The organism is Streptomyces sp. 2-1, assembly GCF_048564895.1.
Taxonomy (GTDB): Bacteria; Actinomycetota; Actinomycetes; order Streptomycetales; family Streptomycetaceae; genus Streptomyces; species Streptomyces phaeochromogenes.
The window spans coordinates 1935958-1962505 of the sequence record NZ_CP183383.1 but is presented as its reverse complement, the minus strand read 5'-3'; the positions used below and the strand labels follow the sequence as shown (position 1 = coordinate 1962505).

Annotated in this window: 20 protein-coding genes and 1 pseudogene; 6 read left to right on the top strand and 15 right to left on the bottom strand. The window is 69.9% G+C overall.

What is annotated here, in order from left to right:
* Positions 1 to 314: 314 nt before the first annotated feature.
* From ACN20J_RS08605 to ACN20J_RS08595, 3 genes and pseudogenes are all read right to left on the bottom strand, one after another.
* A pseudogene (locus ACN20J_RS08605) lies at positions 315 to 1223 on the bottom strand (ABC transporter permease); the annotation flags it as partial.
* A 14-nt stretch (positions 1224 to 1237) separates the two neighbouring features.
* Positions 1238 to 2164 (bottom strand): ABC transporter permease, encoded by a 927-nt coding sequence (locus ACN20J_RS08600; protein WP_361888980.1) that lies wholly within the window; start codon positions 2162 to 2164, stop codon positions 1238 to 1240.
* A gap of 3 nt (positions 2165 to 2167) precedes the next feature.
* Entirely contained in the window at positions 2168 to 3751 is a 1584-nt protein-coding gene (locus tag ACN20J_RS08595) for an ABC transporter substrate-binding protein (RefSeq protein WP_419665645.1), read from the bottom strand.
* 302 nt (positions 3752 to 4053) lie between these two features.
* Between ACN20J_RS08595 and ACN20J_RS08590 the strand changes: the two genes are divergently transcribed.
* From ACN20J_RS08590 to ACN20J_RS08580, 3 genes are all read left to right on the top strand, one after another.
* Complete coding sequence (locus ACN20J_RS08590; protein WP_361888977.1) at positions 4054 to 4686, top strand: maleylpyruvate isomerase family mycothiol-dependent enzyme; 633 nt, start codon at positions 4054 to 4056, stop codon at positions 4684 to 4686.
* A 151-nt stretch (positions 4687 to 4837) separates the two neighbouring features.
* A complete protein-coding gene (locus tag ACN20J_RS08585; protein ID WP_419665644.1) occupies positions 4838 to 5740 on the top strand; it encodes a phosphotransferase family protein in 903 nt (300 codons plus the stop codon).
* A 168-nt stretch (positions 5741 to 5908) separates the two neighbouring features.
* Positions 5909 to 6517: an NAD(P)-dependent oxidoreductase gene (locus tag ACN20J_RS08580; protein WP_361908561.1), complete on the top strand. Its 609-nt coding sequence runs from the start codon at positions 5909 to 5911 to the stop codon at positions 6515 to 6517.
* Between the two features lie 9 nt (positions 6518 to 6526).
* Here ACN20J_RS08580 and ACN20J_RS08575 read toward each other — a convergent pair whose 3' ends face one another.
* Positions 6527 to 7426: a LysR family transcriptional regulator gene (locus tag ACN20J_RS08575; RefSeq protein WP_190231667.1), complete on the bottom strand. Its 900-nt coding sequence runs from the start codon at positions 7424 to 7426 to the stop codon at positions 6527 to 6529.
* A 59-nt stretch (positions 7427 to 7485) separates the two neighbouring features.
* Between ACN20J_RS08575 and ACN20J_RS08570 the strand changes: the two genes are divergently transcribed.
* The gene (locus tag ACN20J_RS08570; protein WP_419665643.1) at positions 7486 to 8262 is read left to right on the top strand and encodes an inositol monophosphatase family protein; all 777 of its coding nucleotides are present in this window, start codon (positions 7486 to 7488) and stop codon (positions 8260 to 8262) included.
* 129 nt (positions 8263 to 8391) lie between these two features.
* Here the strand turns inward: ACN20J_RS08570 and ACN20J_RS08565 are convergent, their stop codons facing one another.
* The 10 genes from ACN20J_RS08565 to xylB all read right to left on the bottom strand — a co-directional run bounded on the left by ACN20J_RS08565 (position 8392) and on the right by xylB (position 22735).
* The gene (locus ACN20J_RS08565) at positions 8392 to 9159 is read right to left on the bottom strand and encodes an NPP1 family protein (RefSeq protein ID WP_419665642.1); all 768 of its coding nucleotides are present in this window, start codon (positions 9157 to 9159) and stop codon (positions 8392 to 8394) included.
* Between the two features lie 31 nt (positions 9160 to 9190).
* A complete protein-coding gene (locus ACN20J_RS08560; protein WP_361992138.1) occupies positions 9191 to 10306 on the bottom strand; it encodes a glycoside hydrolase family 19 protein in 1116 nt (371 codons plus the stop codon).
* A gap of 82 nt (positions 10307 to 10388) precedes the next feature.
* A complete protein-coding gene (locus tag ACN20J_RS08555) occupies positions 10389 to 12545 on the bottom strand; it encodes an RICIN domain-containing protein (protein ID WP_419668857.1) in 2157 nt (718 codons plus the stop codon).
* A gap of 138 nt (positions 12546 to 12683) precedes the next feature.
* A complete protein-coding gene (locus ACN20J_RS08550) occupies positions 12684 to 14042 on the bottom strand; it encodes a lectin (protein WP_190231662.1) in 1359 nt (452 codons plus the stop codon).
* A gap of 433 nt (positions 14043 to 14475) precedes the next feature.
* On the bottom strand, positions 14476 to 15999 hold the full coding sequence (locus tag ACN20J_RS08545) for an aldehyde dehydrogenase family protein (protein WP_364184479.1): 1524 nt from the start codon (positions 15997 to 15999) through the stop codon (positions 14476 to 14478).
* 348 nt (positions 16000 to 16347) lie between these two features.
* A complete protein-coding gene (locus tag ACN20J_RS08540; protein WP_419665641.1) occupies positions 16348 to 17661 on the bottom strand; it encodes a GAF domain-containing protein in 1314 nt (437 codons plus the stop codon).
* A gap of 151 nt (positions 17662 to 17812) precedes the next feature.
* Positions 17813 to 18424, bottom strand: coding sequence for an N-acetylmuramoyl-L-alanine amidase (locus tag ACN20J_RS08535; RefSeq protein ID WP_269649418.1), 612 nt, complete (start codon positions 18422 to 18424; stop codon positions 17813 to 17815).
* A gap of 46 nt (positions 18425 to 18470) precedes the next feature.
* Entirely contained in the window at positions 18471 to 19484 is a 1014-nt protein-coding gene (locus ACN20J_RS08530) for an acetamidase/formamidase family protein (RefSeq protein ID WP_419665640.1), read from the bottom strand.
* Between the two features lie 449 nt (positions 19485 to 19933).
* On the bottom strand, positions 19934 to 21145 hold the full coding sequence (locus tag ACN20J_RS08525; RefSeq protein ID WP_360759398.1) for an ROK family transcriptional regulator: 1212 nt from the start codon (positions 21143 to 21145) through the stop codon (positions 19934 to 19936).
* Positions 21146 to 21289: 144 nt separating this feature from the next.
* Entirely contained in the window at positions 21290 to 22735 is a 1446-nt protein-coding gene (gene xylB, locus ACN20J_RS08520) for a xylulokinase (protein WP_362295401.1), read from the bottom strand.
* A gap of 189 nt (positions 22736 to 22924) precedes the next feature.
* Here xylB and xylA point away from each other — a divergent pair, with 189 nt between their 5' ends.
* Together xylA and ACN20J_RS08510 are read left to right on the top strand one after the other, a co-directional pair.
* Positions 22925 to 24091 (top strand): xylose isomerase, encoded by a 1167-nt coding sequence (xylA, locus tag ACN20J_RS08515; protein WP_055611788.1) that lies wholly within the window; start codon positions 22925 to 22927, stop codon positions 24089 to 24091.
* A 443-nt stretch (positions 24092 to 24534) separates the two neighbouring features.
* A complete protein-coding gene (locus tag ACN20J_RS08510; RefSeq protein WP_419665639.1) occupies positions 24535 to 25149 on the top strand; it encodes a hypothetical protein in 615 nt (204 codons plus the stop codon).
* 46 nt (positions 25150 to 25195) lie between these two features.
* On the opposite strand, the gene ACN20J_RS08505 is transcribed toward ACN20J_RS08510, so the two are convergent.
* Positions 25196 to 26536, bottom strand: coding sequence for an esterase-like activity of phytase family protein (locus ACN20J_RS08505; RefSeq protein ID WP_361992126.1), 1341 nt, complete (start codon positions 26534 to 26536; stop codon positions 25196 to 25198).
* Positions 26537 to 26548: the final 12 nt, after the last annotated feature.

Below are 26548 nucleotides of genomic sequence, written 5' to 3'. Positions count from 1 at the left end.
GCGGGAGCGGGAGCGGGAGCGGGAGCGGGAGCGGGAGCGGATTCCGGCGTTGCCGGGGCGGGCTCGGCTTCTGCCTCGGGTAGGGCTGGGGGATGAGGTGCGGCTTCGGGTACGGCCCGGGCGTGCTCGATCTCCGGCCCCGACGGGGCTGGGCCGTGCTCCGCCCCCGCCACGACCGCGGCCGTCTCGGCGGCCGAACTCTGACGGGCCCCCTTCCCCCCGGTCGGCCGGCGGAGCCCACCGCGGCCCCCGCGGCGCAGGCCGTGCCGCCACCGTTGGCCCGGGTCGGTCGCCAGGCGGGCCCAGGCGGCGAGGACGGTCGCCGACACGGTGGTGACGACGATGGCGAGCCCGGGGAAGACCGCGATCCACCACGAACTCTGCAACTCCTGACGGCCCTGGGCCACCATCAGGCCCCAGCTCACGTCCGGCGGCTGGATGCCGATGCCGAGGAAGCTCAGCGACGACTCGGTCAGCATCACGAAGCAGAAGTCGAGCGCGGCGACGGTGAGCAGGGTGGGCAGCACCGTGGGAGCGACATGGCGCCGGATGCTCGCCCAGTTGCTGGTGCCGAAGGTGCGGGCCGCGTCCATGAACAGGCGACTGCGCAGTTCCGCGGACTCGGCCCGCGCGGTGCGCAGGTACACGGGGATCCGGGCGACGGCGAGAACCAGCACGATCCCGGAGGCGCTCGGCGAGAACACGTACAGCACGACCACGGCCAGCAGCAGCGACGGGAAGCTGAGGATCACGTCGGCGATCCGCAGGGACACGTTCTCGCGCCAACCGCCGTGGTAGCCCGCCCACATGCCCCAGACCGAGCCGACGACGAGCGAACACAGGACGGCGGGCACGGCCACGGACAGGGTGGTCCCGGCCGCGGCTATCAGCCGCGCGGCGACCGGTCGGCCCAGGGAGTCGCTGCCGAGGAAGAAGGCCCAGCCGTGGTCGAGACTGAAGGGCGACCGCCCGGGATCGCGCAGGTTCTGACGTGTCGCCAGGTCCCCGATGAGCAGCGGACCCAGTACGGCGCACAGCGCGACGCCGATCAGGATCAGGACCGCCGCACAGGCGAACCGGTCCTGGAGGAGCAGGGCGAGCCACCTCCGCCGAGCCGTCACCACCTGGTCGGTTCCGGGACTCGTGCCGCTGCCGTCGTCCGCGTCCTTCGGGACGTCGCCGTTCTCGGCACCGTCGCTCTGGTCGTTGTTCTTCTGGAGCATGTCACTTCCTTGACTCACGCCGCCGCCCGCTGCCGGACACGCGGGTCGAGGACCGCGTGGCAGATGTCCACGAGGATGTTGAGCGCGAAGATCACCAGGGCGGTCAGCAGCACGGCGGCCTGCAGTACCGCGAAGTCGCGTTGCAGAACCGAGTCGATCATGAGCTTGCCGATGCCGGGCCAGCCGAAGATGGTCTCGACGACGACGGCGCCGTTGACCAGTCCGACGGCGAGGTCGCCCGCGACGGTGAGCGCGGGTGCGGCCGCGTTGCGCAGGGCGTGCCCGAAGACGACCCGCACTTCATTGGCACCCTTGCTGCGCGCCACTTTCACGTACGGGGCGGAGAGCGCGGAGACCATGGCGCCGCGCACCACCTGGACCAGCACACCGAACGGGCGGATGAGCAGTGTGGCCACGGGCAGGACCCAGGCCGCGGCGCCGCTCGTGCCGGAAGTGGGCAGCCAGCCCAGCGTCACCGCGAAGACCAGCACGCCCATGATGGCGAACCAGAAGTCGGGGACGCTCGCCGCCGTCGAGGACAGGAAGCTCGCGACCCGGTCGGTCGCCGAGTTGGGCCGGTAGGCCGCCAGGCTGCCGATCACGACGGCACCCACGATGGCGAGCAGCATCGTCCATCCGGCCAGCTGGAGGGTGGCGGGGAAGGCCCGCAGGACCGACCCGCTCGCCGACTGGGCGGTGCGCAGCGACTCGCCGAAGTCGAGATGGGCGACCTGGACCAGGTAGTCGCCGAACTGGTTGATCAGCGGCTGGTCGAAGCCATTGCGGGCGGAGAACTCGGCCCTCATCTCCGGGGTCGCGCTGAGCGGAAGATACAGATTGGCGGGGTCTCCGGTGAGCCGGGCCAGGAAGAACACTCCCAGGACCACGACCAGCAGAGGAATGACACTGGAGACCGCGCGGCGACGCAGCATCGTGAACATCGGTCAGTTCCCTCCTCGGTCCGCGCGGCGCATGTCGGAGAGCCGCATCTCGTCATTGGTCGCCGAGTCCGGCCGATAGCGGACGTGCGAGGAGAGGGCGAGGATGCCGGTCATGTTGGCCATCACGGCGTCCCGTACGACCTCGTCGTGCTGATGGGCGAACGCGTCAGCGAAGGCCTTCTGTCGCTTGCCGCCCGACGAGAGCTGCGCCTGCTTCGTCAGCGCGTCCAGTTCTGGGGTGCCGTAACTGCTCTGGGCGCCTTTGCTGCCGTAGATCTGTCCCATCGTGAACGCGGCGTCTCCCGCCTGGTTGCCGTGCTGTGCCTGGAGGAGCGTGGGGCCGATTCCCTTGGGGAAAGGCCGCAGCAGGTACTCCAGCCAGGCGTTGACGTCCAGCATCTTGATCTTGACCTTCAGGCCCGCCTTGAGCAGGCCGTCCTGCACGACCTCCATCGCCTCGGCGGCCTTCGGGTAGATACCGGTGCGGCCGATGATCGTGATGGTGGTGTCGGTCGGCACTCCGTCGGCGCGGGCCTCGGCCACCAGCCGCTTGGCGCGCTTCGGGTCGTACGGCCAAGGCTTGACGCGTGGGTTGTATCCGGTGACACCCTTCGACACGAGCTGGCCGCTCGGCCGCCCCGAGAAGACCGCGGTGACCAGGCCTTCCCTGTCGATGGCGTAGTTGATGGCCCGTCGGATCCGGACATCGTCGAGGGGCGCCCTGGTGGCGTCCATCCGCAGGTACGAGACCTCGTTGGTGGTGAACTCGACCGCCCGGTCGCCCGCTCCGTCCTCGGGCGCGAGCCCGATCGCCACATCCGCCTCGTTGTTGGTGACCATGGCCGCACGTACGCTGCCCTCCGCGCGCCAGACGTACTTGGCCGCCGCGTAGTCGGGGGTCTCGCCCCAGTAGCCGGAGAAGCGCTTCAGGCGGAGGAAGCGGCCCTGGCTCCACTCGTCGATCCGGTACGGGCCGGTGCCTATCGGTTCGCGCACCCTGGAATCGGGATCCGTGCTCGTCGGCACGATCTCGACGAAGGATAGACGCAGCGGGAGGATCGGGTCCGGCTCGGCCGTGGTGACCTCAAGTGTGGTGTCGTCGACCGCCTTTGCGGTGATCTTGCTGTCGGTGAAGATGTATCCGTCGACGTTGCAGTCGATGTCCGAGTCCGTGGCGCGCTTGATGGAGAACGCGGCGGCTTCGGCCGTGAACGGAGAGTCGTCATGGAACTTGACCCCCTCGCGCAGGGTGAAGGTCCACGAAGTGGGTGAGTTACGCGTCCACTGTGTGGCCAGCGCCTGTTCCAGTCGTCCGGTGGACGGGTCGCGCTCGGTGAGCGCCTCCGTGATGTTGGCGCGCGTCACCCGGCCCGTCGCGGTGAGCGAGGCATCGCAGGGCTCAAGCGTCGGAGGCTCCTCGGGCAGTACGACGCGCAGGGTGCCGGGGCCCTCGCCGATGGGGTCGCCGCCGGCCACCGAGCATCCCGAGACGGCGAGCAGTACGCCAACGGACGCGAGCGCGCCCGCCGTTCGCCCCCGGCGGATGCGGGTGGTCGAACGAGTGCGTACTGAGCCTGGGTCAGTCACTGTTCCTCCGGGCTGTTCTACGACCACGAACTTTGTCCACATGGAAAAACGCGGTTTAGATATGTGGACGCTCATTATTGAGTCCGTGGCGTCGAAGGCGTCAAGAGGTGTGCAGCAAGCCCTTAACATCCATGGGGTGGCGCACTGTTAGCGTCTTCATGTGTGAACGGGCGTGTGGTGGTGGGGGCGAGGGTGAGGTCGGGGATGTGTGCGCCAGGTCACATGGCAGGGTCGATCAGTTCGGCCGAGGTATCCGGTCATACCGGCGACATCACCCGCATCCCCTGTGAGGAGAGCCGGCCATGGACCGTGAACGGGTTCTTTCCTGGACGAAGGCCGAACGACTCGGCCTCGCCGACTTTCTCGACGATCTGGAAGGCTCCGACTGGGAAGCGCCATCGCTCTGCACCGGCTGGACCGTCCACGACGTGGTGGCTCACCTGACCCTGTCGACGCGCACCACACTGCTCGGAATGGTCAAGGGGATGGTCCGGGCGCGGGGCGACTGGGAGCGGATGGAGTTCGACGCGGCGCGGCGGCGGGCGGCCGACTTCGGTCCCGCGGAACTCATCGCGCAGTTCCGCGACACGGCGGCCTCGACCCGGCGCGCGCCCCTGTCCGCGCCGTTGGATCCGCTGGTCGATGTCCTGGTCCACGGCCAGGACATCGCACGACCGCTGGGCCGCGTGCGCCCCACTCCTCAGGAGCAGACGATCGCGGCCCTGGAGCACGTCCTGGCCAGCCCGTTCTACGGCGCCCGCAAGCGTCTGCGGGGCGTACGGCTGGTGGCCACCGACGCGAACTGGTCGAGGGGCGATGGCCAGGACGAGGCCCGGGGCCCGGTATGCGACCTGCTCCTCCTGGCGACGGGCCGAGCTGCGGGACTGCCGGCCGTCTCGGGGCCGGGCGCGGAACGGCTCGGGAGAGTGCTGTAGCGGTTGTAGCGGCGGGGGAGGCTTGCGGCGGGGCGGGGGTGTGTCCATGGCGTCCGGGTGCGTCCATGGTGTCCGGGTCCGGTCGCGGGTGGACTCGGCCGACTCCGACGAAAGGCCTTTGCGTGCGCCGCCGTCCGGATGGTGGGGTGGCATGGTGCCCGACCACGATGGGGCGGCGGCTGTCCGACCGTTGACCCTGGCTTGGGTCGGCCGGCACCTGGGGGCGGGTGAACGGATCATCGGAACCGAGGCGCTGCACGGTGGCATCACCGCCGAAACACGGCGGCTGACCATCGGCACGCGGGACGGAGGCACCCGCGACCTGGTGCTGCGGACCTTCGTCGACGTGGAGCAGGCCCAGGACTGGCTGAACGGGGAGGCCGGCGCGCTGACCCTGCTCACGGGGACCGGCGTGCCGACTCCTGGACTGGTCGCGGTCGATCCGACCGCCGCGCAGTGCGAGTATCCGTCGCTCCTCATGACCCATCTGGCGGGCCGGACCGTCCTCGACGACGAGGGACTGGAGACGCGCGTCCCTCTGCTGGCCCGTCAACTCGTGGCGATCCACGCGTTGCGACCCGCCGAGCGGCCCCGGGAGTACGTGACGTTGGCGACCGCAGACACCGTCGTGACTCCGAAGGGCGCGGACGTGGCGGCATGGGCCGCGCCGATCGACGTGATCCGAGGGTCCGTGCCGCCATATGAAGGGCGGTTCCTGCACCGGGACTTCCACCCCGGCAATGTGCTGTCCGACGTGCCGCCCGCATGGCCGGAAGGCGCTCGGATCACCGGCGTCGTCGACTGGGTGGCAACCTCCTGGGGCCCGGCGTGGGGTCTGCGGTTCGCTGAGGCGTACGAGGAGGCCGGCGGGGTGCCGGCCGCGGCTGCGAGCGAGCGGCTGTACTGGCGGGTGCGAGACGGGCTGGCGTTCTCAGAAGAAGTGCAGTTGGTGTCGCAGCCGTGGCGGGAGGCAGGGAGGACGGAACTGACGACGCAAGTCGTGGAGAAGCGGCTGGATGCCTACGTCACCGCCCTGATGGACGCGCCGGGCTGAGCCAAGCCGGTCCGGGGCGCCGGCGCGGCGGCGATCGGGTCATCCCGAGTACGGACTGGCTCCCGGTCGGCGCGCTCTGCCCTCCGCCGGATCAATTGCGTCTGGGTAACTCATCAAGTCAGATGTATGCACTTGATGTTAAGTGGAGGCTTCCCTAACGTTCCCGGCATGAACCTCACTGTCCTCGCGGCCTCCGGCCAGACCGGAATTGCCCTCACCCGACAGGCGCTGCGACGTGGTCACACCGTGACCGCCATCGCGCGTGATCCCGAGAAGATCGCCCTGCCCGACTCCCCGAACCTGCGCAAGGTGGCGGGCGACGTGAACGACGCGGCCGGTATCGCCGCGGTCGTGGACGGGGATTCCGTGGTCCTTTCCGCGCTCGGCACGGACCGGGCCGGGGTTCTCCTGACCGGCGCCCGGGCCGTCGTCGCCGCCGGACCGCGGCGCGTCATCTGGCTCGGTGCCTACGGCACGGGCAAGTCGGCCGAAGCGGCGGGGGAGGGTGCGGGCGTACTCGCCAAGGTGCTGGGCGACCGGCTCGCGGACAAGGTCGAAGCCGACAACACCGTTCTCGCCGCCGGGGGCACCGTCTTCCACGCCGGGATGCTCGCCGACGGGCCGGAAAGCCCCCGTCGGCGCACGGTCGGCCTGGAAGCGGCGCCTCCCTTCGACCTCGGTGCGAAGGTCAGCCGGGAAACCGTCGCCGCGGCGATGCTCGACGAAGCCGAGGCACCTGGTTTTCCCGGTGCGGTGGCCCTGCCATTGGCGGAGTAGGCGCAGCGGTCAGCAGGCGGTGATCTCCTCGGCCGACGCCCGGACCTGCTCGCGGAGCCAGGCGTGGGCGGGGTCGGAGTCGTAACGCTGGTGCCAGTTGCAGTTGATCGTCGCCGCCGGGTACTCGATCGGCAGCGGCCGGGCGACGAGCCCGAACGCCTCGATGAGGGGGCGGCCGAGGATCGCCGTGCAGGTGACCAGCGCGTCGCCGCGGGCGGCGATCTGCAGGGCGGTGGACACCGTCGCCACCGCGGCGACCACCCGGCGCCGCAGACCTTCGGCGGCCAGCACGTCGTCGATCGACGCGGTGAGGCGGCCTCGCCGGGAGATCACCACATGCGGCTGCGCCGCGTAGGAGGCCAGGTCGAGTCCGGCGGCACAAGGGTGGTCCGCACGCATCGCCACGACGAGCCGGTCGTCGCCGAGCGGCTCGGACCGGAACTCGGGCAGACCGGGCCTGCCGCCACCGAGTTCCAGATCGACGCGGCCGTGCCGCAGGTCGTCGGTGTCGACGGAGTTCTCCGCCAGCACCCGCAACTGCACCCCGGAAGCCCGCTGTTGAACCCTCCCGATCAGTACCGGTACCAGTGACGCGGCCACCGCGTCGTGACACTGGATCGTGAAGGTGCGATTCAGCTCGGCCAGGTCCAACTCGCGGACCGGCGAGAGCACTTCGTGGGCCTGCCTGACCAGTCGGTGCACGTCCTCCCGCACCGACACCGCGTACGGAGTGGGGGCCATCGAGTGGCCGGTGCGCACCAGGATGTCGTCCCCGGTGACGGCGCGAAGCCGGCCGAGGGTGCGGCTGACCGCGGGCGAGGACAGGTGCAGCCGCTCGGCTGCGCCCATCACGCTGCCCTCTTCGAGCAGGGCGTCCAGCACGGTCAGCAGATTCAAGTCCAGTTGCATGAAAGTAAATCTTAACAAGTCATAGATTCACTTCGATCAACTCAACTCCAGGGGCATCCATGAACCAGGAACTGCTTGCCGCCGTCGCCGCCGTCCGCCACGCCGGTGCCCGGATGATGACGCGCTATTCCACCGAGTCCCGTCCGCCCGGGCTCCCCGAACTGCTCGCGGACCTCCAGGCCAATGACGCGGCCGTCGTCGACACGCTGCGACCGGCGTTGACCGAGGCCCTGCCGAGCGCGGGCTGGCTCAACGACGAACACGGATCGGGACCGCTGGCCTCGGGCGAGTGGTGGCTCATCGACCCGGTCGGCGGCAACGTCAACGCCGTGCACGGCATGCCCGACTGGAACATCGGCGTGAGCCTCGTCCGTGACGGCCGCCCGGTGCTGGCGGTGGTCTACTTCCCGGTCCTGGACGAGATGTTCACCGCGACCGAGGGCGGCGGGGCGTTCCTCAACGGCGCACGGCTGCGGGTTTCGGTCAAGACGTCGTTGGACGGCGCACTGGCCGGCACCGGCCAGGCCCAGCCGGGTCACGACCCCGAACTCGCGGAGCGGATGGGCTCCGCCTTCACCGTGATGACGAACGCCGCCCTTTATGTGCGGGTCTCCGTACCGGTGACCCACCAGCTCGCCCAGGTCGCCGCGGGCCGGATGGACCTGCACTGGCAGTTCGACAACGTCCGGTCCCACGCGGCAGGTGTGCTGCTGGTCCAGGAGGCCGGAGGCGTCGTGACCGACATCGACGGCAAACCGTGGGAACTGGCCGGCGGGAGCTTCCTCGCCGCCGCACCGGGTGTGCACGCCGCCGCACTGGAAGTCCTCACCGCCTGAAGGAAGCGGTGAGATGGCCGGAGCCGACCACCCCGCCCGCGAAAGGAGAGCCCCCGCAGGCAAGAGCCTGCGGGGGCCTTTCGGCGGACCGTTGCCGACCTCGGAGGGACGACGCCCCGAGACGGAGTGTCAGGCGTACGGGTCGAAGGGGATTCCGGCCGGGCTCGTGTAGTCGAGAGCCCACTGGAAGTCGCCGTCGTCGATCTTGAAGGTGGCCGAGCCGAAGTCGGCGCTGCTGAGCTTGTCGCGGTAACCGGCCGGGTAACCGTCCCAGCCGACGAGCCGCGGGTAGAACCAGTTGCCCGTGGCGTTCTCCGCCGGCTCGTCGTTGCCGTTGGCGAAGCGGAAGCAGTGGCTCCCGATTCCGTCCTTGTGATACACGATCTTCGGGTGGGTGCCGTCGAAGCGGATCTCCGACCGTGCGAGCGTCTGGTAGCCGCTGTGCTGGGACGCCGAGACGTACTTGACCTCGTTGTTGTTGATCCACACGATGACGTGTTCCCAGTCGTGGGTGTGCCCGATGGCCGCCGGGCCGAGGGTCACCTGGTCCTTCTCGAAGTAGCTGGCGTACATCACCGCGCACCAGCCGTTGTTGCACTTCTCGCGCGAGTAGGTGTTGGCGTTGTTCAGCTGGGCGGGGTCGTGGCACTTGCCGTTGACGTCGCCGCCGAGCTTCAGGCCGGGGTTGATGATGCCGTCGGCGCCGATGGCGGCGGTGGCGTAGCAGCCGTCACCGTCGTAGTCGTAGGCGGGGGAGTAGGTCTGCTCCAGGCCGCTCGCGTTCTGCGGCAGCAGGGTCAGGACGTTGGCGTGGGCGGTCGCCGGGATCGCGACGACGAGCGTCATCGCGCCGAGCGTGCCGAGAAGGGCGTTGGTGAGGGATCTCAACTTGCGCATGGGGACTCCTGGTTGAGCTGAGCGGCCGGCGTCAGCAGTAGAGGTTGCTGCCCGGCGAGACGCCGAGGATCGAGGTGAAGCGGTTGTAGGCGTCCACGCGGCTCTGCACCTGCGCCGGGTTCTTGCCGTCGCACTCCAGGGAGCCGTTGATGGAGCGGATCGTCTGGCCGAAGCCGGCCTGGTTGACCATGGCGTTGTGCGGGGTCATGGTGCCGGGGCCGTTCTGCGTGTTCCAGTACCAGAGGCCGGTCTTCCAGGCCACGGCGGCGTCGTTCTGCACGAGCCAGGGGTTGCCCAGGAGGTCGATGCCGAGCGCGTCGCCGGCGGCCTTGTAGTTGAAGTTCCAGCTGAGCTGGATCGGTCCGCGCCCGTAGTAGGCGGCCTGGCCGGCCGGGCAGCCGTACGGCTGGCCCCAGTCGCAGTAGTGGGGGTAGTTGGCGGTGTTCTGCTCGACGATGTGGACCAGCCCGCCGGTCTCGTGATTGACGTTGGCGAGGAAGGCGGCGGCCTCCTGCTTCTTCACCGTGTCGCTGCCGGTGTTCGCGAATCCGGGGTAGGCGCTCAGCGCGGCGGTCAGGCCGCTGTACGTGTAGAAGGAATTCCGGCCCGGGAACATCTGGTTGAACTGGCCCTCGGTGACGACGAATCCGGACGGGGTGCCGCCGCCACCGCTCGCGGGCGCGTTCCACTTCTGGTTCGCGCCGCCCGAGCAGGTCCAGATCTGCAGCCGGGTGGCGTTGGCGCTGTTGTTGCCGGTGACGTCCAGGCACTTGTTCGCGGCCGGGTTGACGATGTCCCTCGCGCCGCTGACCACCCACTGCTGGTTGGAGCCGCCGGAGCAGTCCCACAGCTGGACCGCCGCGCCGTCCGCGGTGCTGCGGTCGACGATGTCCAGACACTTGCCGAGCGCGCGCAGGGTGCCGTCACCCGGGTTGGACCAGATCTGGGCGCCCGACCCGTTGCAGTCGTAGAGCTGTACGGCGGTGCCGTTGGCGCTGCTCGCGCCCGCGACGTCGACGCACTTGCCGGCGAGCCCGGTGATCGAGCCGCTGGCGGCCTGGGCCGGCGTCACGGTGAGCAGGGCGGTGAGGACCGCCAACAGCGCGGTGAGGACCGCGAAGCGGCCGAGGAAACGGGGTCTGCGCATGGTTGAGGACGCTCCTTGGGTGTAGGGGGTGGAACGGCCGTCCCCCGAGCGAGGGGACGGCCGTCGGCGGAGCTGGTGTGCCTTAGGGGTAGCTGGTCAGATTGGCCACGTTGGTCGTGGAGTTGGACGGTCCGCCCGTGCCGTTGACGACGTGCCGGATGGTGCCCACTCCGCCGAGCGAGACGGTCACCATGCTGGTGAAGCGCACATTGGAGTTGTTCGGCGTCTCGATGGCCCGCTCGGCTGCGACGCCCGGGTTCACGTTGAAGTAGCAGTAGCTGCCGAAGCCGTACACCTGGTGGCTGGTGACGGAGTCGGCGACCTTGTAGGCGGCGTAGCCCTGAGTGGAGCCGTTCATCCAGGCCGCCTGGTTCGGTGGGTCGTACGGCATCTCGTTCTGGTAGAAGTACGTCCGCCCGCCGTTGCCGTTCCAGATCGTCTGGTGCTTCTGGTAGTGCTCGACGAACAGGCCGTACGCGGTGACGTTGTCGCCGTTGACGATCAGGCCGGTGTCGGCGGTGTTGGTGTTCCAGCCGACGCCGCTGCCGTGGTCGGCGCGCCAGATCCAGGTGTGGTCGGCGATGACGTTGTCGCTGTTGATCACCAGACTGGTGGTCGCCTTGCCGACGGCGGCGCCGCCGACGCGGAAGTACACGTCGTGCAGGGACGTCGGGTTCGCGGTGTGCGCGGCGGACGAGCCCGTCGGGCCGACCTCCATCAGCGTGGGCGAGTTGGTGGTGCCCGCGTCGAAGAGGACGCCCGCGACCTTCACGCCGTCGACGTCGGCGACCTTCATCGCGGTGACACCGTTGTCCGGGATGAACGTGGCGAGTCCCAGACCGAGGACGACGGTGTTGGCGCGGTTCACCTGGAGCGTCTGGTTGAGGTGGTAGACACCCGGGGTGACCAGGAGGTTCTTGCCCGCCGCCAGCGCCGCGTTGATGTCCGCGGCGGTCGCACCCGGCTTCACGATGTAGAAGGTGTCAAGAGACAGCGAGCTGCCGGACGGGGTTCCGTTCGCCCAGCTGGTGCCGGTGGAGTTGGACCGTACGGACGGCACGAAGACCTGGTAGGCGCCGTTGCCGTCGATGTACAGGGACGGCTTCTCCCGGCTGACCGGGCTCTGCGCGACCGTGGTGTACGGCGGGCTGGGGAAGCTGGTGGCCGGGACGCCCTGGCTGCCGACGAAGACCATGTTCCAGTTGGAGCCGGTCCAGCTGCCGAGCTGGGAGTTGCGGGTCAGCCACTGCTGCTGGCTGCCGGAGTTGACCTGACCGTCGATCTTGGTGTCGGCGAGCAGACCGCCGCTGGACCAGCCGTTGTCGTCGAGGGCGACGTTGCCGCGCAGGTGCATCCGGCGGTACGAAGACGCCTGCGAGACCGCCCAACGGTCCGTGCCGCCGGTCGGGTTGACGGACAGGTTCTCGGCGCCGCGCCAGAAGTTCTGCGTCGCGTTGCCCTGGAACCAGTCGGCCTCGGCATGCACCGCGCCGTTGACCGTGACAGCGTCCGGGGTCAGACCCAGACCCGCGACCTGGGTGTAGAAGCCGACGTTGACGTCGGCGTTGTAGGAGCCCGGCTTGAACAGGACGGCGTGGCGCTGGGAGCCGAACTGGTTCGTCTCCTGCTGCTGGAAGATCGAGTTCAGCCTGGTCTGGATCGTCGACGACGACATCGACGGGTCGAAGACGGCGACGTTCGGGCCGAGGTCCGGATTCGTGCCGGACTGGGTCACGGGGACCACCTGGAAGCGCTGGGCGGCACTGCCGTTGCAGGTGTACTGCACGAACTGCACGCTGTCCGCGGTCGAGGCGCCGGGGTCGTCCAGGCACTTGCCGCTGTTGCGGTTCACGAAGTGGTAGGCGCCGCCGCCCTCGTCGACCGGCAGCCACTGCTGATTGGTGCCGCCGCCGTAGGCCCACAGATGGACGGGCGCGTTGTCGGCCACGGACGTGTCGGCGACGTCAACGACCTGGCCGGTGTTGTTGCCGTTGTTGATACGGACGTAGCCGTCGCTGGTCGCGGTCAAGCTCCACTGCTGGGCCGTCGAGCTGTTGCACGCGTACTGCTGGACGACGGTGCCGTTGGCGCTGGCGGCGGACCTGGCGTCCAGACATCTGCCGCTCGCGGCGTTCATGACGGTGGCGAAGCCGGTGGGCAGCGCGGCGGCGGCGCTCGCCGCCGCACTCGCGGGTGCGGGTGCGGAGGTGAGCAGGGAAGCGACGGCCGCGGTGACCAGCGCGGCGGCAGTGGATCTGCGGCGGCGCTTGAGCGCGCCCGGGAGGTGTGTGAACACGGATTCTCCTTGCCGAAGACTTCGGCGAACGGTGGGGGGTTGGGGGTTGGGCTGGATCAGCCGGTGTACGCGGCGGCCGGGTCAGCCGGTGTACGCGGCGAGGACGCGGGTGTAGTCCCAGGCGGACTGGCCCACACCGGAGCAGCTGTCGGCGGGGCCGCCGGTGCACGGACGGTCGCGGTTGACGGACCAGAAGGTCAGCCGGGCCAGGTGGTGTTGCTGGGCGTAGGCGAGCATCGTCCGGAAGTCGTTCACCGTGATGGTCTCGTTCTGGTCGGTGATGCCGTTCATCGACGAGATGCCCATGAGGCGGTAGGCCTGGTCGTCGCTGTAGCCGTAGGCGTTCCTCAGCGCGTTCTTGAGGCCTTCGGCGGCCTGCGTACTGAGGTTGCCCATGTTCTGGCCCACGCCGCCGAAGTTGAACGGCATGATCGTCCAGGCGTCCACGGTCAGACCGGAGGCGGCGGCCCGGTTGATCAGGCTGGTGTCGGGCCCGCTCTGGCCGGTGCCGATGGTGACGTAGACCTTCAGACCTGCGTTGTTGGCTTTCACGGTCTTCAGGGCGTCCACGGTGCGCTGCTGCACGGTCGGGCTGTTGTAGGCGTCGGCTTCGAGGTCGATGTCGATGGCCTTGAGCCCGTACGCGCTGATGACCCTCTGGTACGCGGCGGCGAGTTCGCTCGCGGTGGAGCAGGAGCTCTCCAGCTTGTTGCCGCTCCAGCCGCCGAAGGACGGGACGACGTCGCCGCCGTTCGCCCGCACGGTGTTGATCGTCTGCTGGTCGACGCCGCCGGTCAGCGCCCGGCCGCCGTCCCACTGGGGGTTGCAGTAGCCGTTGCTGAGCACGAAGGCGAGGGTGAAGTACTTGACGCCGGTGGCGTTGGTGACCGTGGTGGGGTTCGGCGGGCTGCCCCAGCCGTTGTAGAGGTACGGGGCCACGGCCATCGGCGTGGACGGGGTGGTGCCGTCACCGGGGGCGGGCGCGTTCCACTTCTGGTTGGCGCCGCCTCCGCAGCTCCAGATCTGTATGCGGGTGCCGTTGGCGGAGTTGTTGCCGGTGACGTCCAGGCACTTGTTCGCCTGCGGGTTCACGAGGTCTTTCGCGGCGGTGGCGGTCCACTTCTGGTTGGCGGAGCCGGTACAGCTCCAGAGCTGCACCGTGGCGCCGTCGGCCGTCGAACCGCCCGTGACGTCGAGGCACTTGCCGAGGGCGCGGACGGTGCCGTCGCTGCCGACCGTCCACTGCTGGGCGGCGGTGCCGTTGCAGTCGTAGAGCTGGACGGCCGTGCCGTCGGCGGAGTTCGCCCCGGCGACGTCCAGGCACTTACCGGCGAGGCCGGTGATGGTGCCGGTGGCCGCCTGCGCGGGGGACGCGGTGAGGAGGCCGGTCGCGAGGGAGAGAACGGCGAGGGAGACAACTGTGGAGAGAGATCTGGGCATGCTCGCAGGGGCCCTTCGTGGGGGGATGATCAACCGGGGCACCGTTCACCTTGTGAACGCTGGATGTGTCACATGGTGCGATGCTGAGGCGTGAACCTAAAGGTCTGGACCGCTTTCGTCAAGACATGAAGTAAGCTGTGAAGGAAGCGAGTTACGGCTTCCGGCCAGGCTTCGTCCGCCCGCGGGGGTTCGCACGCCCGCCGTTCGCCCCGCGTTGGCGCTCCCGCAATCCAGTGACCCTGCGTGCGCACGGAACAGCCACCGGGCCACCCTCGCCGCACGGCCCCAGGTGGTACCTGTCGCCTACTCGCGCTCCTGGCAGCCGTCGCGGCTGCGCCGCCGTTCCCGACCCGCTGTGCGGCTGTGCGCCACAAAGGGCACCCGCCAGGCGTTTGGCCTGGGCGGGCGCCCTTTTCTCTGTTCCTGCCTGCTCCTAGAAGAAGCCCAGCTTCTTCGGTGAATAGGACACGAGGAGGTTCTTCGTCTGCTGGTAGTGCTCCAGCATCATCTTGTGGTTCTCACGGCCGATACCGGACTGCTTGTAGCCGCCGAACGCCGCGTGCGCCGGATACGCGTGGTAGCAGTTGGTCCACACCCGGCCCGCCTGAATCGCTCGGCCCGCGCGGTACGCCGTGTTGATGTCCCGTGTCCACACGCCGGCCCCGAGCCCGTACAGCGTGTCGTTGGCGATCTTGATGGCGTCGTCGAAGTCCGCGAACGACGTGACCGACACGACCGGCCCGAAGATCTCCTCCTGGAAGATCCGCATCCGGTTGTCGCCCTGGAAGATCGTCGGCTGGACGTAGTAGCCGCCCGCCAACTCACCGTCGTACTCGATGCGGTGACCGCCCGTCAGGACCTTGGCGCCCTCCTGCTGGCCGATGTCCAGGTAGGAAAGGATCTTCTCCAGCTGGTCGTTGGAGGCCTGGGCGCCGATCATCGTGTCGGTGTCGAGCGGATGGCCGGGCTTGATCTGCTCGGTACGGGCGACCGCCGCGTCGAGGAACTCGCTGTAGTGGCCCTGCTGGACGAGCGCGCGGGACGGGCAGGTGCACACCTCGCCCTGGTTCAGCGCGAACATCGTGAAGCCTTCGAGCGCCTTGTCCCGGAAGTCGTCGTCCCGCGCCCATACGTCGTCGAAGAAGATGTTCGGCGACTTCCCGCCGAGTTCGAGCGTGACCGGCTTGATGTTCTCGGAGGCGTACTGCATGATCAGCCGCCCCGTCGTGGTCTCGCCCGTGAAGGCGACCTTCGCCACGCGCGCGCTGGACGCCAGAGGCTTGCCCGCCTCGACCCCGAACCCGTTGACGATGTTCACCACGCCCGGCGGCAGCAGATCCGAGACCAGGCTCATCCAGTAGTGGATCGATGCCGGGGTCTGCTCGGCGGGCTTGATGACGACCGCGTTGCCCGCGGCGAGTGCCGGGGCCAGCTTCCACACCGCCATCAGGATCGGGAAGTTCCACGGGATGATCTGCGCCACGACCCCCAGCGGCTCGTGGAAGTGGTACGCCACGGTGTCGTCGTCGACCTCGCCGAGCGAGCCCTCCTGGGCGCGGATCGCCCCCGCGAAGTAGCGGAAGTGGTCGATGGCGAGAGGGATGTCGGCGGCCAGCGTCTCGCGGATCGGCTTGCCGTTCTCCCAGCTCTCCGCGACCGCGAGCTTCTCCAGGTTCGCCTCCATCCGGTCGGCGACCTTGAGGAGTATGTCGGCGCGCGCGGTCACCGACGTACGGCCCCAGGCGGGCGCGGCCGCGTGCGCCGCGTCGAGCGCGCGGTCCACGTCCTCCGCCGTGCCCCGCGCGATCTCCGTGAACGGCTGCCCGTTCACCGGACTCGGGTTCTCGAAGTACTGCCCGCGGGCCGGCGGCATGTACTCGCCGCCGATGAAGTGGTCGTACCGCGCCTGGTAGGAGACGATCGCGCCCTCGGTGCCGGGCGCCGCGTAACGGGTCATGTGCTCTGCCTCCCGTGGAAGGACCGCCCGCCGTTGGACGGCTCTCGGCGCGAGGGTAGGTGCGGAGAGGTTGCAGGTACGTTGCGCCGCCGCCGGCCTGGCGTCGGGGTTGTGGGTCGTCGTGGGTTGTGTTGCGGTTTGTGGATTGAGGCTCGTGGGCCAAGGCTTGCGGGGTGCGGGGTGCGGGGTGCGGGGTGCGGGGTCCGGCCCGGGGTCCGGCGTCCGTGGTGCGGTGCGGGCGTCGGTGTGGGGCGTGGGCGTGTGGATATGAGGTTGGGGCCAGGCCGGAGAGCGCCCCGTTGTTGCCGTCGGCGTGAGCGCGCCTCGTGGCCGTCGGCGTGGTCGGACTCAGCGCGGAGCGCGCGGAGTCCGACCACGGTTCGCGGACTGCTCGGCCTCCAACTCCTCCAAGCGTGCCCGTACCGGAGGCGTCGGACGTATCGCCGCCAGCGCCCGCCACGCGTCGAGGTCGTCCTCGCCCCACGGCGCGTGCGCCCAGTCCGCCAGCAGATCCGGGTCGCGGCCGGAGACGAGCGCCGCGCGCAGTCCGTCGGCGAGCCGACGGCGCAGCCGCACCACCGCCGGAGCCTGTGAACCGGGCAGCAAGGGCCCGATATACGCCGCCACCGCCGCCGTGACCGCACCGACGCCGAGCTTGCGCTCCACCACCTCGACGTCGGACTCGACCGGAACCGTGAGCCGATACGGCCGCGAACCGAGCACACCCGCCCCGAGGAGGCGGCGCAGGCGGGCCAGCTCCGCGCGCAACGTCACCGGCGTCACCGACTCGTCCTCGTACAGCGCGCACAGCAACTCGTCGCCGGTCAGCCCCTCGGGGTGCCGGGACAGCAGCACCAGGATCTCGCTGTGCCTGCGGCTCAGGCGCACCTTGCTGCCGCCCGCGACGAGCAGCGCCTCGTCCCGGCCCAGAGCGGTCAGTTCGAGCACGTCGGTCGTGGTCGGGGCGGGGGTGAGCAGCGCCAGCTGGGACTCCGCGGCACGGGCCACGGCCTGCACGAAACCCAGACTGTGCGGATGCGCCAGCCCGTCCCCGCCGGTGATGTCCACCGCTCCGAGCAGCCGTCCGGTACGCGGATCGTGCACCGGAGCCGCCGCGCACGTCCACGGCTGGACGCGCCGGATGAAGTGCTCCGCCGCGAACACCTGCACCGGCCGGTCCAGCGCGACCGCCGTACCCGGAGCGTTCGTGCCCACCGCCGACTCCGCCCACCGCGCACCCGGCACGAAGTTCATCCCGTCGGCCTTCTGCCGTGTCCGGGGATGGCCCTCGACCCACAGGAGCCTGCCCTGCGCGTCGCACACCGCGAGGAGATGTTCGCCGTCCGCAGCGAATGTCCCCATGAGTTCACGGAACAGTGGCATGACCCGCGCCAGTGGGTGCTCCGCCCGATACGACCCGAGGTCCCCGTCGGTGAGCTCCACACACGCGGAGCCGTCCGGCCCCACCCCCGCCCGTGCTGAACGCCGCCACGAATCGGCCACCACGGACCGTACCGGCCGCGGGACCGTGCCCGCCTCCGTGAACGTCTCGTGGGCGCGGCGCAGAACGCGCACCCGTTCGACGGGGTCGGCACCCGGTTCCAGGGCCACCCATGGATCGGTCAAATCGGCCTCCCCGGAAGGCTGTGCGGCTGGGGACATCGTCACTCCGGTGGCGGATGCGGACAAGTACCGCGGCCACACCGAGTCCCGCCCCCACCACAAGCCGTGGTGGCTACCGATGCTCCCCTTTTTCGACCCCCCTTCGGCTCTGTTTCGGCTTTCCTTCGAGTTTCTTCCGACGGACCGCTGGTCAGGCGAAGTTGACCAGTCTGATGTAGCGCGTCCAGTCCCAGTGCGGGCCGGGATCGGTGTGGTCGCTGCCCGGCACCTCGTAGTGAGCGAGGATGTGCGAACGGTCCTTGGGGATCCGGTACTTGGTGCAGATCGCCGCGGTGAGCTTCGCCGACTCCTCGTACATTGCATTGGTGAAGTACGCGGGCTTGTCCACCCAGCCCTCGTGCTCGATGCCGATGCTGCGGGTGTTGTAGTCCCAGTTGCCCGCGTGCCAGGCGATGTCTCGCTCGCGCACCATCTGTGCGACGTGACCGTCGGCCGACCGGACGACGTAGTGCGCTGACACCTTCTTCTTCGGGTTCTGGAAGATGGCCAAGGTGTCCGAGTAGGTCGCCTGCGTCACGTGGATGATCACGAAGTCGACCGGATGGCTCGTCGGGCGGTTGGCGACCGTGTAGTTGGACGTGCTCGCAGGCGACCACTCGGACGGCGGGTAGTCGATCCCCTGAGGCTTCGCGCCCGCCCGGGTGGTGGGCAGTAACGCCGTGGAGAGCGTGGCGAGGGCCGCACTCTGCAGCAGGCGCCGGCGGCTTGGAAGTGACGTGGGCAGGAACTTGGCTCGGTCCATGGGAGAGCCTCTCGGTGTGGAGGGTTGGCGGTGGCGGTAGGGCGATTCAACGTCCCAGCGCGGCGGCCGTTTCGCGTAGCTGGGCGTGCAGTCCCCGGTAGGTCTCCCGCTCGGGCAGCCATTCCTTGCGGAGCTTGGCGACGCACGTGTAGTTGGTGTCGCAGACATTGGCCAGCGGTGACTCGACGGTCTGGGTCGCGAACTGGTAGGCATCCAGCTGGCTGAACCCGTAGTCCCGCACCAGCCACTGCACCAGGTCGAGCTGCGATATCCGGAACGCGTCCTCCAACGGGCGCGCCGAACCGGTCGAGATGATGTGGGTGTCGGACTCGATGCGGGGCCACGGGGTGGCGACCCCCTTGAGCAACTCGACGATCACCACGGTGTTCATCGCACACTCGACGGCGACTCCACAGGTCTCGCCCTCACCCTGCCGCGCGTGCCCGTCACCGAGGCTCAGCAGAGCCCCTTCGACGTTCACCCCGAGATAGCAGGTGACACCGGCCCGCATCTCCGGTGTGTCCATGTTCCCGCCGTGCGCGTCCGGGACGAGAGCCGAGCGCACCTCCAGGTTGGCGGGCGCCACACCGACGGTGCCGTGCATCGGGTCCATGGGCAGCTCGATCCGGATATCGCTGTCGCGAGCGCTGAACAGCGCGGTGCGGCGCGCCCGGTCGAGCTGCCAGATCCACACGGTCTCCGGCAGGGGAGGCTGCAGCGTGGCCGTGGTGTGCGTGGACGTGAGCGCCCCGAACAGCGGCACCGTCGTCGACGCGGCCCAGTCCCGCGCCGGCTCGATCGACACGAAGTGCACGGCGACCGTGTCACCCGGCTCCGCGCCCTCCACATGGAACGGCCCCGTCTGCGGATTGAGGAACGGGAACTCGCACACCTCGGACACCAGGTCCTTCTCCGACCGCACCCGCCCGGCGAAGCAGTCCTCCGTATAGAGGTCGAGGACCGTGCCCGGCGCGATGCGCGCCACCGGCGGCGCACCGCCGAACGTCCAGGCGTACTCGCCGGGTTCGGGGCGTACGGTCAGGATTCGAGGGTCGCTCATGGTGCACAGCTCCGTTCTGCCGAAGGGTGGCGGACGACGTCGCAGCGGCACCACGAGCACCACCACTGCGGCCATCATCCAGGCAGCGACCACCGAATCCACGTACGACACCGGCGCCGCCAGCCCGGACACGCCTCCGTCCGGTTCGTCCGACGGTGGCGTCTCGCGTGAATCACGGTACGGCTCTCGTCGGTTGGGGAGGAAGAACGCTCTCAGGCCCGTGGACAACGCTGTGACTGTGGATAACTTCGCCACCCACAAGGGTGATTGAGGCGCCGGGACGCAACGAGGAGAGCGCAGCGAAGAGAGCGCTGTGACGGGCCTGAAGACCAGGCCGAGATCATCCTCCCGAGCCCGAGCCCGAGCCCGGGGCGTCCAGGGGGCCAGGGGTCCAGGGGGCCCAGGGGTCCCAAGAAGCCAAGGAGATCCAGGACGTCTTCGGCAGCGCCCTACGCCCCGCCGCCCCCCACCGCCGCCGGATCGTCCATCACGGCCCGCACGACCGAGTGCGCGGCACCCAGCAGCGGGCCCTCGGGACCGAGCCGGGAGACGGACACCGCGCAGGCGGGACCGGCAGTCCTGCGGGCCAACTCCCGCTCCAGCGACGGCAGCAGCCAGGGCGCGAGCCCGGACAGCGCCCCGCCCAGGACGACGGCTTCGGGGTCGAGCAGATTGACGGCGCCGGTCAGCGCGATGCCCAGCGCGGTCCCGGCGTCACGCAGGGCCCGGCGCACGTTCTTGTCGCCCTGTGCCGCACGTTCGGCCAGCAGGCCGACGCGGTCCTCGCCCGGTTCCAGGCCGGCCGCGCGCAGGACGGCCTCCTCGCCGGCGTACTGCTCCAGACAGCCGCGCCCGCCGCACGCACACGCAGGCCCCTCGGGACGCACCGGGACATGTCCCAACTCGCCCGCGAAGCCATGCGTTCCACGCAGCAGCCGCCCGTCCACGACCACCGCCCCGCCGATGCCGATCTCGGCGGAGACGTGCACGAAGTCGCGCGGCGCGGTCTCGTTGAGCCAGAGTTCGGCAAGCCCGCCGAAGTTCGCCTCGTTGTCGACGGTCAGCGGGACCTCGTCCGGCAGCAGAGCGCCGAGGTCCGTGTCGTGCCAGTCGAGGTTGGGGGCGCGCACCACGGTCCGGGCGTCGCGCGCCACCAGGCCGGGCACGGCGACGGCGAGTCCCGCGGGCCGCAGGCCTTCCTTGGCCGCTTCGGCGACGACCTGCCGTATGAGCCGGGTCAGTTCCCGCAGCACCGGTTCGGGCGACCGGCCGCGGTTGGTGCCGTGCCGCACCGCCCGGGCTCGTACTTCACCGCGCAGATCGACCGCGCACACGGCGAGATGGTCGACGCCCACCTCCGCACCGATGCCCGCCGGACCGCGCCCGCTGAGGGCGAGCGCCGAGCCGGGCCGCCCCACCCGCCCGGGCCGCTCGGGACCCAGCTCCTCAAGGAGCCCCGAGCGGATCAGCTCGTCCACGAGCGTGGAGACAGCCGCGCGAGTGAGTCCGATGCGTGACGCGACGGCGGCACGGGACAGCGGTCCCTCGGCGTTCACGGTGTGCAACACCCGGGAGAGGTTGCGGCGCCGCATGCCCTGTTGGGTATCGGGCAGCCGACGGCCGGGACTGCTGGGATGGGCCTCGTGCAGCGGTGCGGTCATGCCTCCGTCAGTCCTCGTCCAGTCCTCGTCCGGCCGGTCGCCTCAGGGCTGTGCTGGCCGTGCGTGCCGATCTGTCCGTGTGTGCGACGCCGCCGGGAAGGGGGCCGCCGGTGCTGATCGGCCCCGCCTCCTCGGGCGTGGGCATCAGCGCTGCTCAGCCTCCCGCTCCAGTAGCGGGGCCGCGTCGGAGAGTACCCCGGCGATCCGCGCCAGCGCCGCCTCGTCGCGCTCCACGGCGTCCAGCACCGGCCCGCGGGCCGTGTCCCAGCGCCGGGCCACCGCCGCCGGATCCTCGCCGGTCAGCACGCCCGCGGCCTGTGCGGCGGCACCGAGCGCCACCAGCTCCTTGGCTTCGGGCACCTGGACCGGCCGCCCGGACAGCCGTCGTACGGTCTCCTGCCAGGCCGTGCCCCGCGCGCCTCCGCCGATGAGCAGCAGCGGAGCCGAACGGTCCGCGTCCTCGTCGAGCACCAGGTCGAGCGCGCCGAGCAGCGAGTGGACCGCCCCGTCGTATGCGGCCTGGAGCAGCTGTCCGCGCGTCGTGTCGTGTCGCAGCCCGTGCAGCAGCCCCGAGGCGTGCGGCAGGTCGGGAGTGCGCTCGCCGTCCAGGTAGGGGAGCAGCGTCACGCTCGTGCCGGGCTCGACGGCTTCACGGTCGATGCCCAGCAGAGCGGCTACGCGGTCCACGGCGAGCGTGCAGTTGAGGGTGCAGGCCAGCGGCAGCCAGTCGCCGCGCGCGTCGGCGAAGCCCGCCACGGTTCCGGTCGGGTCGGCGGGGCGGCGCGTGGAGACCGCGTACACGGTGCCGGACGTGCCGAGGCTGAGCACCGCAGTACCCGGACGCAGCCCCAGTCCGAGCGCCGCGGCGGCGTTGTCACCGGTGCCGGGCGCGACCAGCGTGCCCTTGGAGAAGGGCAGGTCGCCGCTGTCGCGCACGGTTCCAGCGACCTCACCGGGCCGGACCACCCGCGGCAGCAGGGCCGGGTCGAGCCCCACATGGCGGAGGACCTCCTCGTCGTACGCCTCCGTACCGGACGCCCACCAGCCCGTACCGGAGGCATCACCGCGGTCGGTCGTGCCCAGCCCCGTGAGGCGCTCGGTGAGGTAGTCGTGAGGGAGTCGTACGGCCGCGGTCGCCCGGACGGAGTCGGGCTCGTGCTCGGCGAGCCACGCCCACTTGGTGACCGTGAAGGACGGGCCCGGCACACTGCCGGTGCGCTCGGCCCAGGCCTTCGGGCCGCCCAGCTCCTCCACGAGACGACGGGCCTGCGGAGCCGAGCGCACGTCGTTCCACAGCAGGGCCGGACGCACCGGGTCGCCCTGGGCGTCGAGCGTGACGAGCCCGTGCTGCTGGCCGCCCACGGACACCGCCGCGGCCTCGCGTGCCGCGTCCCCGCACTGGTGCAGCGCCTCGCACAGCGCGTCCCACCACTGCCGCGGATCGCTCTCGCGACCCGCTCCGGAGGAGACGGTGTGCGGCGCCTGGCCGCTCGCCACGACCTCGCCGGTGGCCGCGTCCACGACCAGGGCCTTGGTGGACTGCGTGGACGTGTCCACGCCGACGACGAGCGGACCCTCGGCTGCTGACATCGGGCTCTCCCTCTTCCGCGGCTCCGCGGGATCTGACCTGGTGTTTTCGGAGTGGATCCGGGCCCACGCGGCGCGCATTCCACTCCTCGTCCCCGTTCGAGGACATCTTGTCTCTTCCCAGAGATGCCTCCGCATACTAATTTGTTAAGTGCCATGACGAAATAGTCGGAGCAAGCAAGGAGCCGCGGCATGAACTACCAGCCCACCCCCGAGGACAGGTTCACCTTCGGCTTGTGGACCGTCGGCTGGCAGGGAAGGGACCCGTTCGGTGACGCCACCCGGGCCGCCCTGGACCCGGTCGAGTCGGTGCAGCGCCTGGCGGAGCTCGGCGCCTACGGAGTGACGTTCCACGACGACGACCTGATCCCCTTCGGGTCCTCGGACACCGAGCGCGAGTCGCACATCAAGCGCTTCCGGCAGGCTCTCGACACGACCGGTATGACCGTGCCGATGGCCACCACGAACCTCTTCACGCACCCCGTCTTCAAGGACGGTGCCTTCACCGCCAACGACCGGGACGTACGCCGGTACGCGCTGCGCAAGACGATCCGCAACATCGACCTGGCCGTGGAGCTGGGCGCGCAGATCTACGTTGCCTGGGGCGGCCGTGAGGGGGCCGAGTCCGGCGCTGCCAAGGACGTACGGGTGGCGCTCGACCGTATGAAGGAGGCCTTCGACCTCCTCGGCGAGTACGTGACCTCCCAGGGCTACGACCTGCGCTTCGCGATCGAGCCGAAGCCGAACGAGCCCCGTGGCGACATCCTCCTGCCGACGGTCGGTCACGCCCTGGCGTTCATCGAGCGCCTGGAGCGGCCCGAGATGTACGGCGTCAACCCGGAGGTGGGCCACGAGCAGATGGCCGGGCTGAACTTCCCGCACGGCATCGCCCAGGCCCTGTGGGCGGGCAAGCTCTTCCACATCGACCTCAACGGCCAGTCCGGCATCAAGTACGACCAGGACCTGCGCTTCGGAGCGGGCGATCTGCGGTCCGCGTTCTGGCTCGTCGACCTCCTGGAGACGGCCGGTTACGCCGGTCCGAGGCACTTCGACTTCAAGCCGCCGAGGACCGAGGACTACGACGGCGTGTGGGCGTCGGCCGCCGGCTGCATGCGCAACTACCTGATCCTGCGCGACCGGACGGCCGCCTTCCGGGCCGACCCCGAGGTCCAGGAGGCCCTGCGTGCCTCGCGTCTGGACGAACTGGCGCAGCCCACCGCCTCGGACGGTCTCCAGGCGCTGCTCGCGGACCGTGCGGCCTTCGAGGACTTCGACGCCGAGACGGCCGCCGCGCGCGGGATGGCGTTCGAGCACCTGGACCAGCTGGCCATGGACCACCTGCTGGGCGTCCGCGGCTGATTCCGTACGGCTTCTGTTCGGCTTCCGTTCGGATTTCGTTCGGTCCCGACTGATTACGGCCGATTTCGACCGGTCGTAACCAGTCGGTGCACGGCCCGGCAACTCCTGCGCGGAATCCTCCGGAATCATGCGATCCACGCGATGAGTCCGTATCAAGTTCCGCGCAGGGGTCGCATCGTGACCGGTTCGAGGCGACTCTTGACGGTATGGCCACGCCGCCCTTACCGCCCCAGCCTCCTCGGCCGCCGGACAACACGCCTCCTCCGGGCGGCGGTGGATTCGGCCCGCTGCCCGAAGGCTTCGGACCTCCTCCGGCGGGCTACGGCCCTCCTCCTGGAGGCAACGGTCCGCCGTGGCAAGGCGGCGGAGGAGGCTGGCAGCCACCACCGCCACCACCGTCGCCGCCTCCCGGGCGACCGGGCGGTCCTGGACGGCGCCGCCGGGTGCTGTTCATCGTGCTGGCCGTGATCGTGACCCTCGGCGCCGGCTCCGCGGTAGCCATGGTGGCCACCAGCGGTGACGGTTCGTCCGACAAGAAGTCGCCGTCGGAGAGCGACTCCACCACAGGGGGACTGCCGACGCCTTCGCTGAGCATCCCTTCGGAGCTGCCCAGCGAACTGCCCTCCCTGCCCACCGAGGTGCCGTCCGGTCTGCCCAGCGGCGTCCCGACCGACCTGGACTCGCTGCTCCCGTCCCTCGCGGGCGACGACGTGCCGTACTACATGCTGCAAACCGGTGACTGCTTCAACATCGACGACACCAAACCCGGCCAGGCCGCGAAGCGTTCGTGCCGCGCGGCACACGACGCCGAGGTCGTGAAGGTGGCCGAACTGGAGGGCACCTACACGACCGATGCCGCCCTCAAGAAGGCGGCATCGGCACTCTGCGCGAAACCCCTGGACACCAAGGCGGCCAAGCAGCCCGCAGGCACCGTGCGGGGCACTCTGGTGCAGTATCCCGACCCCACGGGGTTCAAGCTCGGCATAGACAAGGTCGCCTGCAGCCTGGCCGCGGACGTCGGTGCCGGAAAACGCAAGCTCACCAAACCGCTGACGTGAGGCACGCACGCGTGGAGGGGTGAAAACGCCGAGCGGGCGCGGGAATTCAGATCCCGCGCGGCAGCCGTACGTATGTCACGGTGGTCTCGATGCCGCTGTCCACCAGCCGTCCCTGGGCGTCGAAAGCCTCCGGCCCGTCCGTCATCCCGAAGTCGTTGTCGTTGATGAGCGCGAGAGTGTCGTGATCCACGCGCGCGACGCCCTCGATCTTCCCGGGCACCCCCTTCACCGCGCCGAGGTCGACGACCAGACGCTTGCGCAGCACCGGAACGCCGGAGGCCGCGGGGTCGTCGAGCTGCTCCAGGGAGGGCGACGTCGTGTCGTCGTCCCACTTGTCCCCGAGGATGTCCGCACCGCGGGTCAGCTTCACGACCTGCAACCGGGCGGCCTTGTCGGTGCGTTCCTCGACGAGCAGCCGGTCGCGGCCGACGGCCACCACGGAGGAGATCTTCAGCTCGGAGGTGTCGTCCTCGCTCGGGTCGACCACGTTCACCGGGTCGAACCGGTACGCGTACTCGGCGGTGACCGCCCGCTTCTTCGTCGAGAAGCGCAGCAGGCGTGTCGTCAGCGACGCCTCGCCCGCATCCGTGTCCGGCAGGGACAGCGGGCTCTGCACGGCCATCACCAGATCCCCGCCCGGAAGTTGGGCCAGCCCTTCGAAGCCACGGTTGATCTTCCGGTGCAGCAGGACGGCGGGCAGCGCCTCGACCACCCGGTAGTCCGCACCGGTCAGGCCCAGCCCCTTGGGCACGTACCGGGTGAGTATCTTCCCGCGCGCGGAGACGTGGATCAGCGAGGGCGCGTACTCGTCCACGAGCCAGAAACTGCGGTCCTCGGCCCGCACGATCCCCTCGGTGTCCAGCCCGTTCGGGTTGTACGAGAGCGGTGTCTTCGCGTCGTACGAGTACGGCGCCTCGTCGCGCCCCTTCTGGTTGGACAGGCCCGTGACGGGCTTCCCCGAGGAGGTGGTGATCGGGATCGCGTCCAGCACCTTCACGGTGCTTCCGGACACCCGGATCTTTACGATCGCCGGATCGAAGCCGGGCACGGCGAAGGTGCGGCGCTTCTCGCCGGCCACCTTGATCTGGCCGTTGGGGCCGCGGTCGGTGACCGTCCAGAACTCGCCCTTGCGGCCCGCGGGATAGATGTCGCTTCCGATGCCGCCGAGATCCACGCCCCGGTCGTCGCCCACAGTGCCGGGCAGCAGCGCGTTGCTGAACGTGCCGAGCGGAATGTCGCCGAGCGTCGCGGAACCCGTGACACGCGCCTCCTTGGAGGGCGCCCCGACCGCGGTACCCGCCACCGCGAGAGCGGCCACCAGGGCGAGCGGCACGCCCGCGGCTACGGAACGGTGGACGCTGCGCCGGCCTGCGGCGTACGGGGACATGGGGCCTCCTGA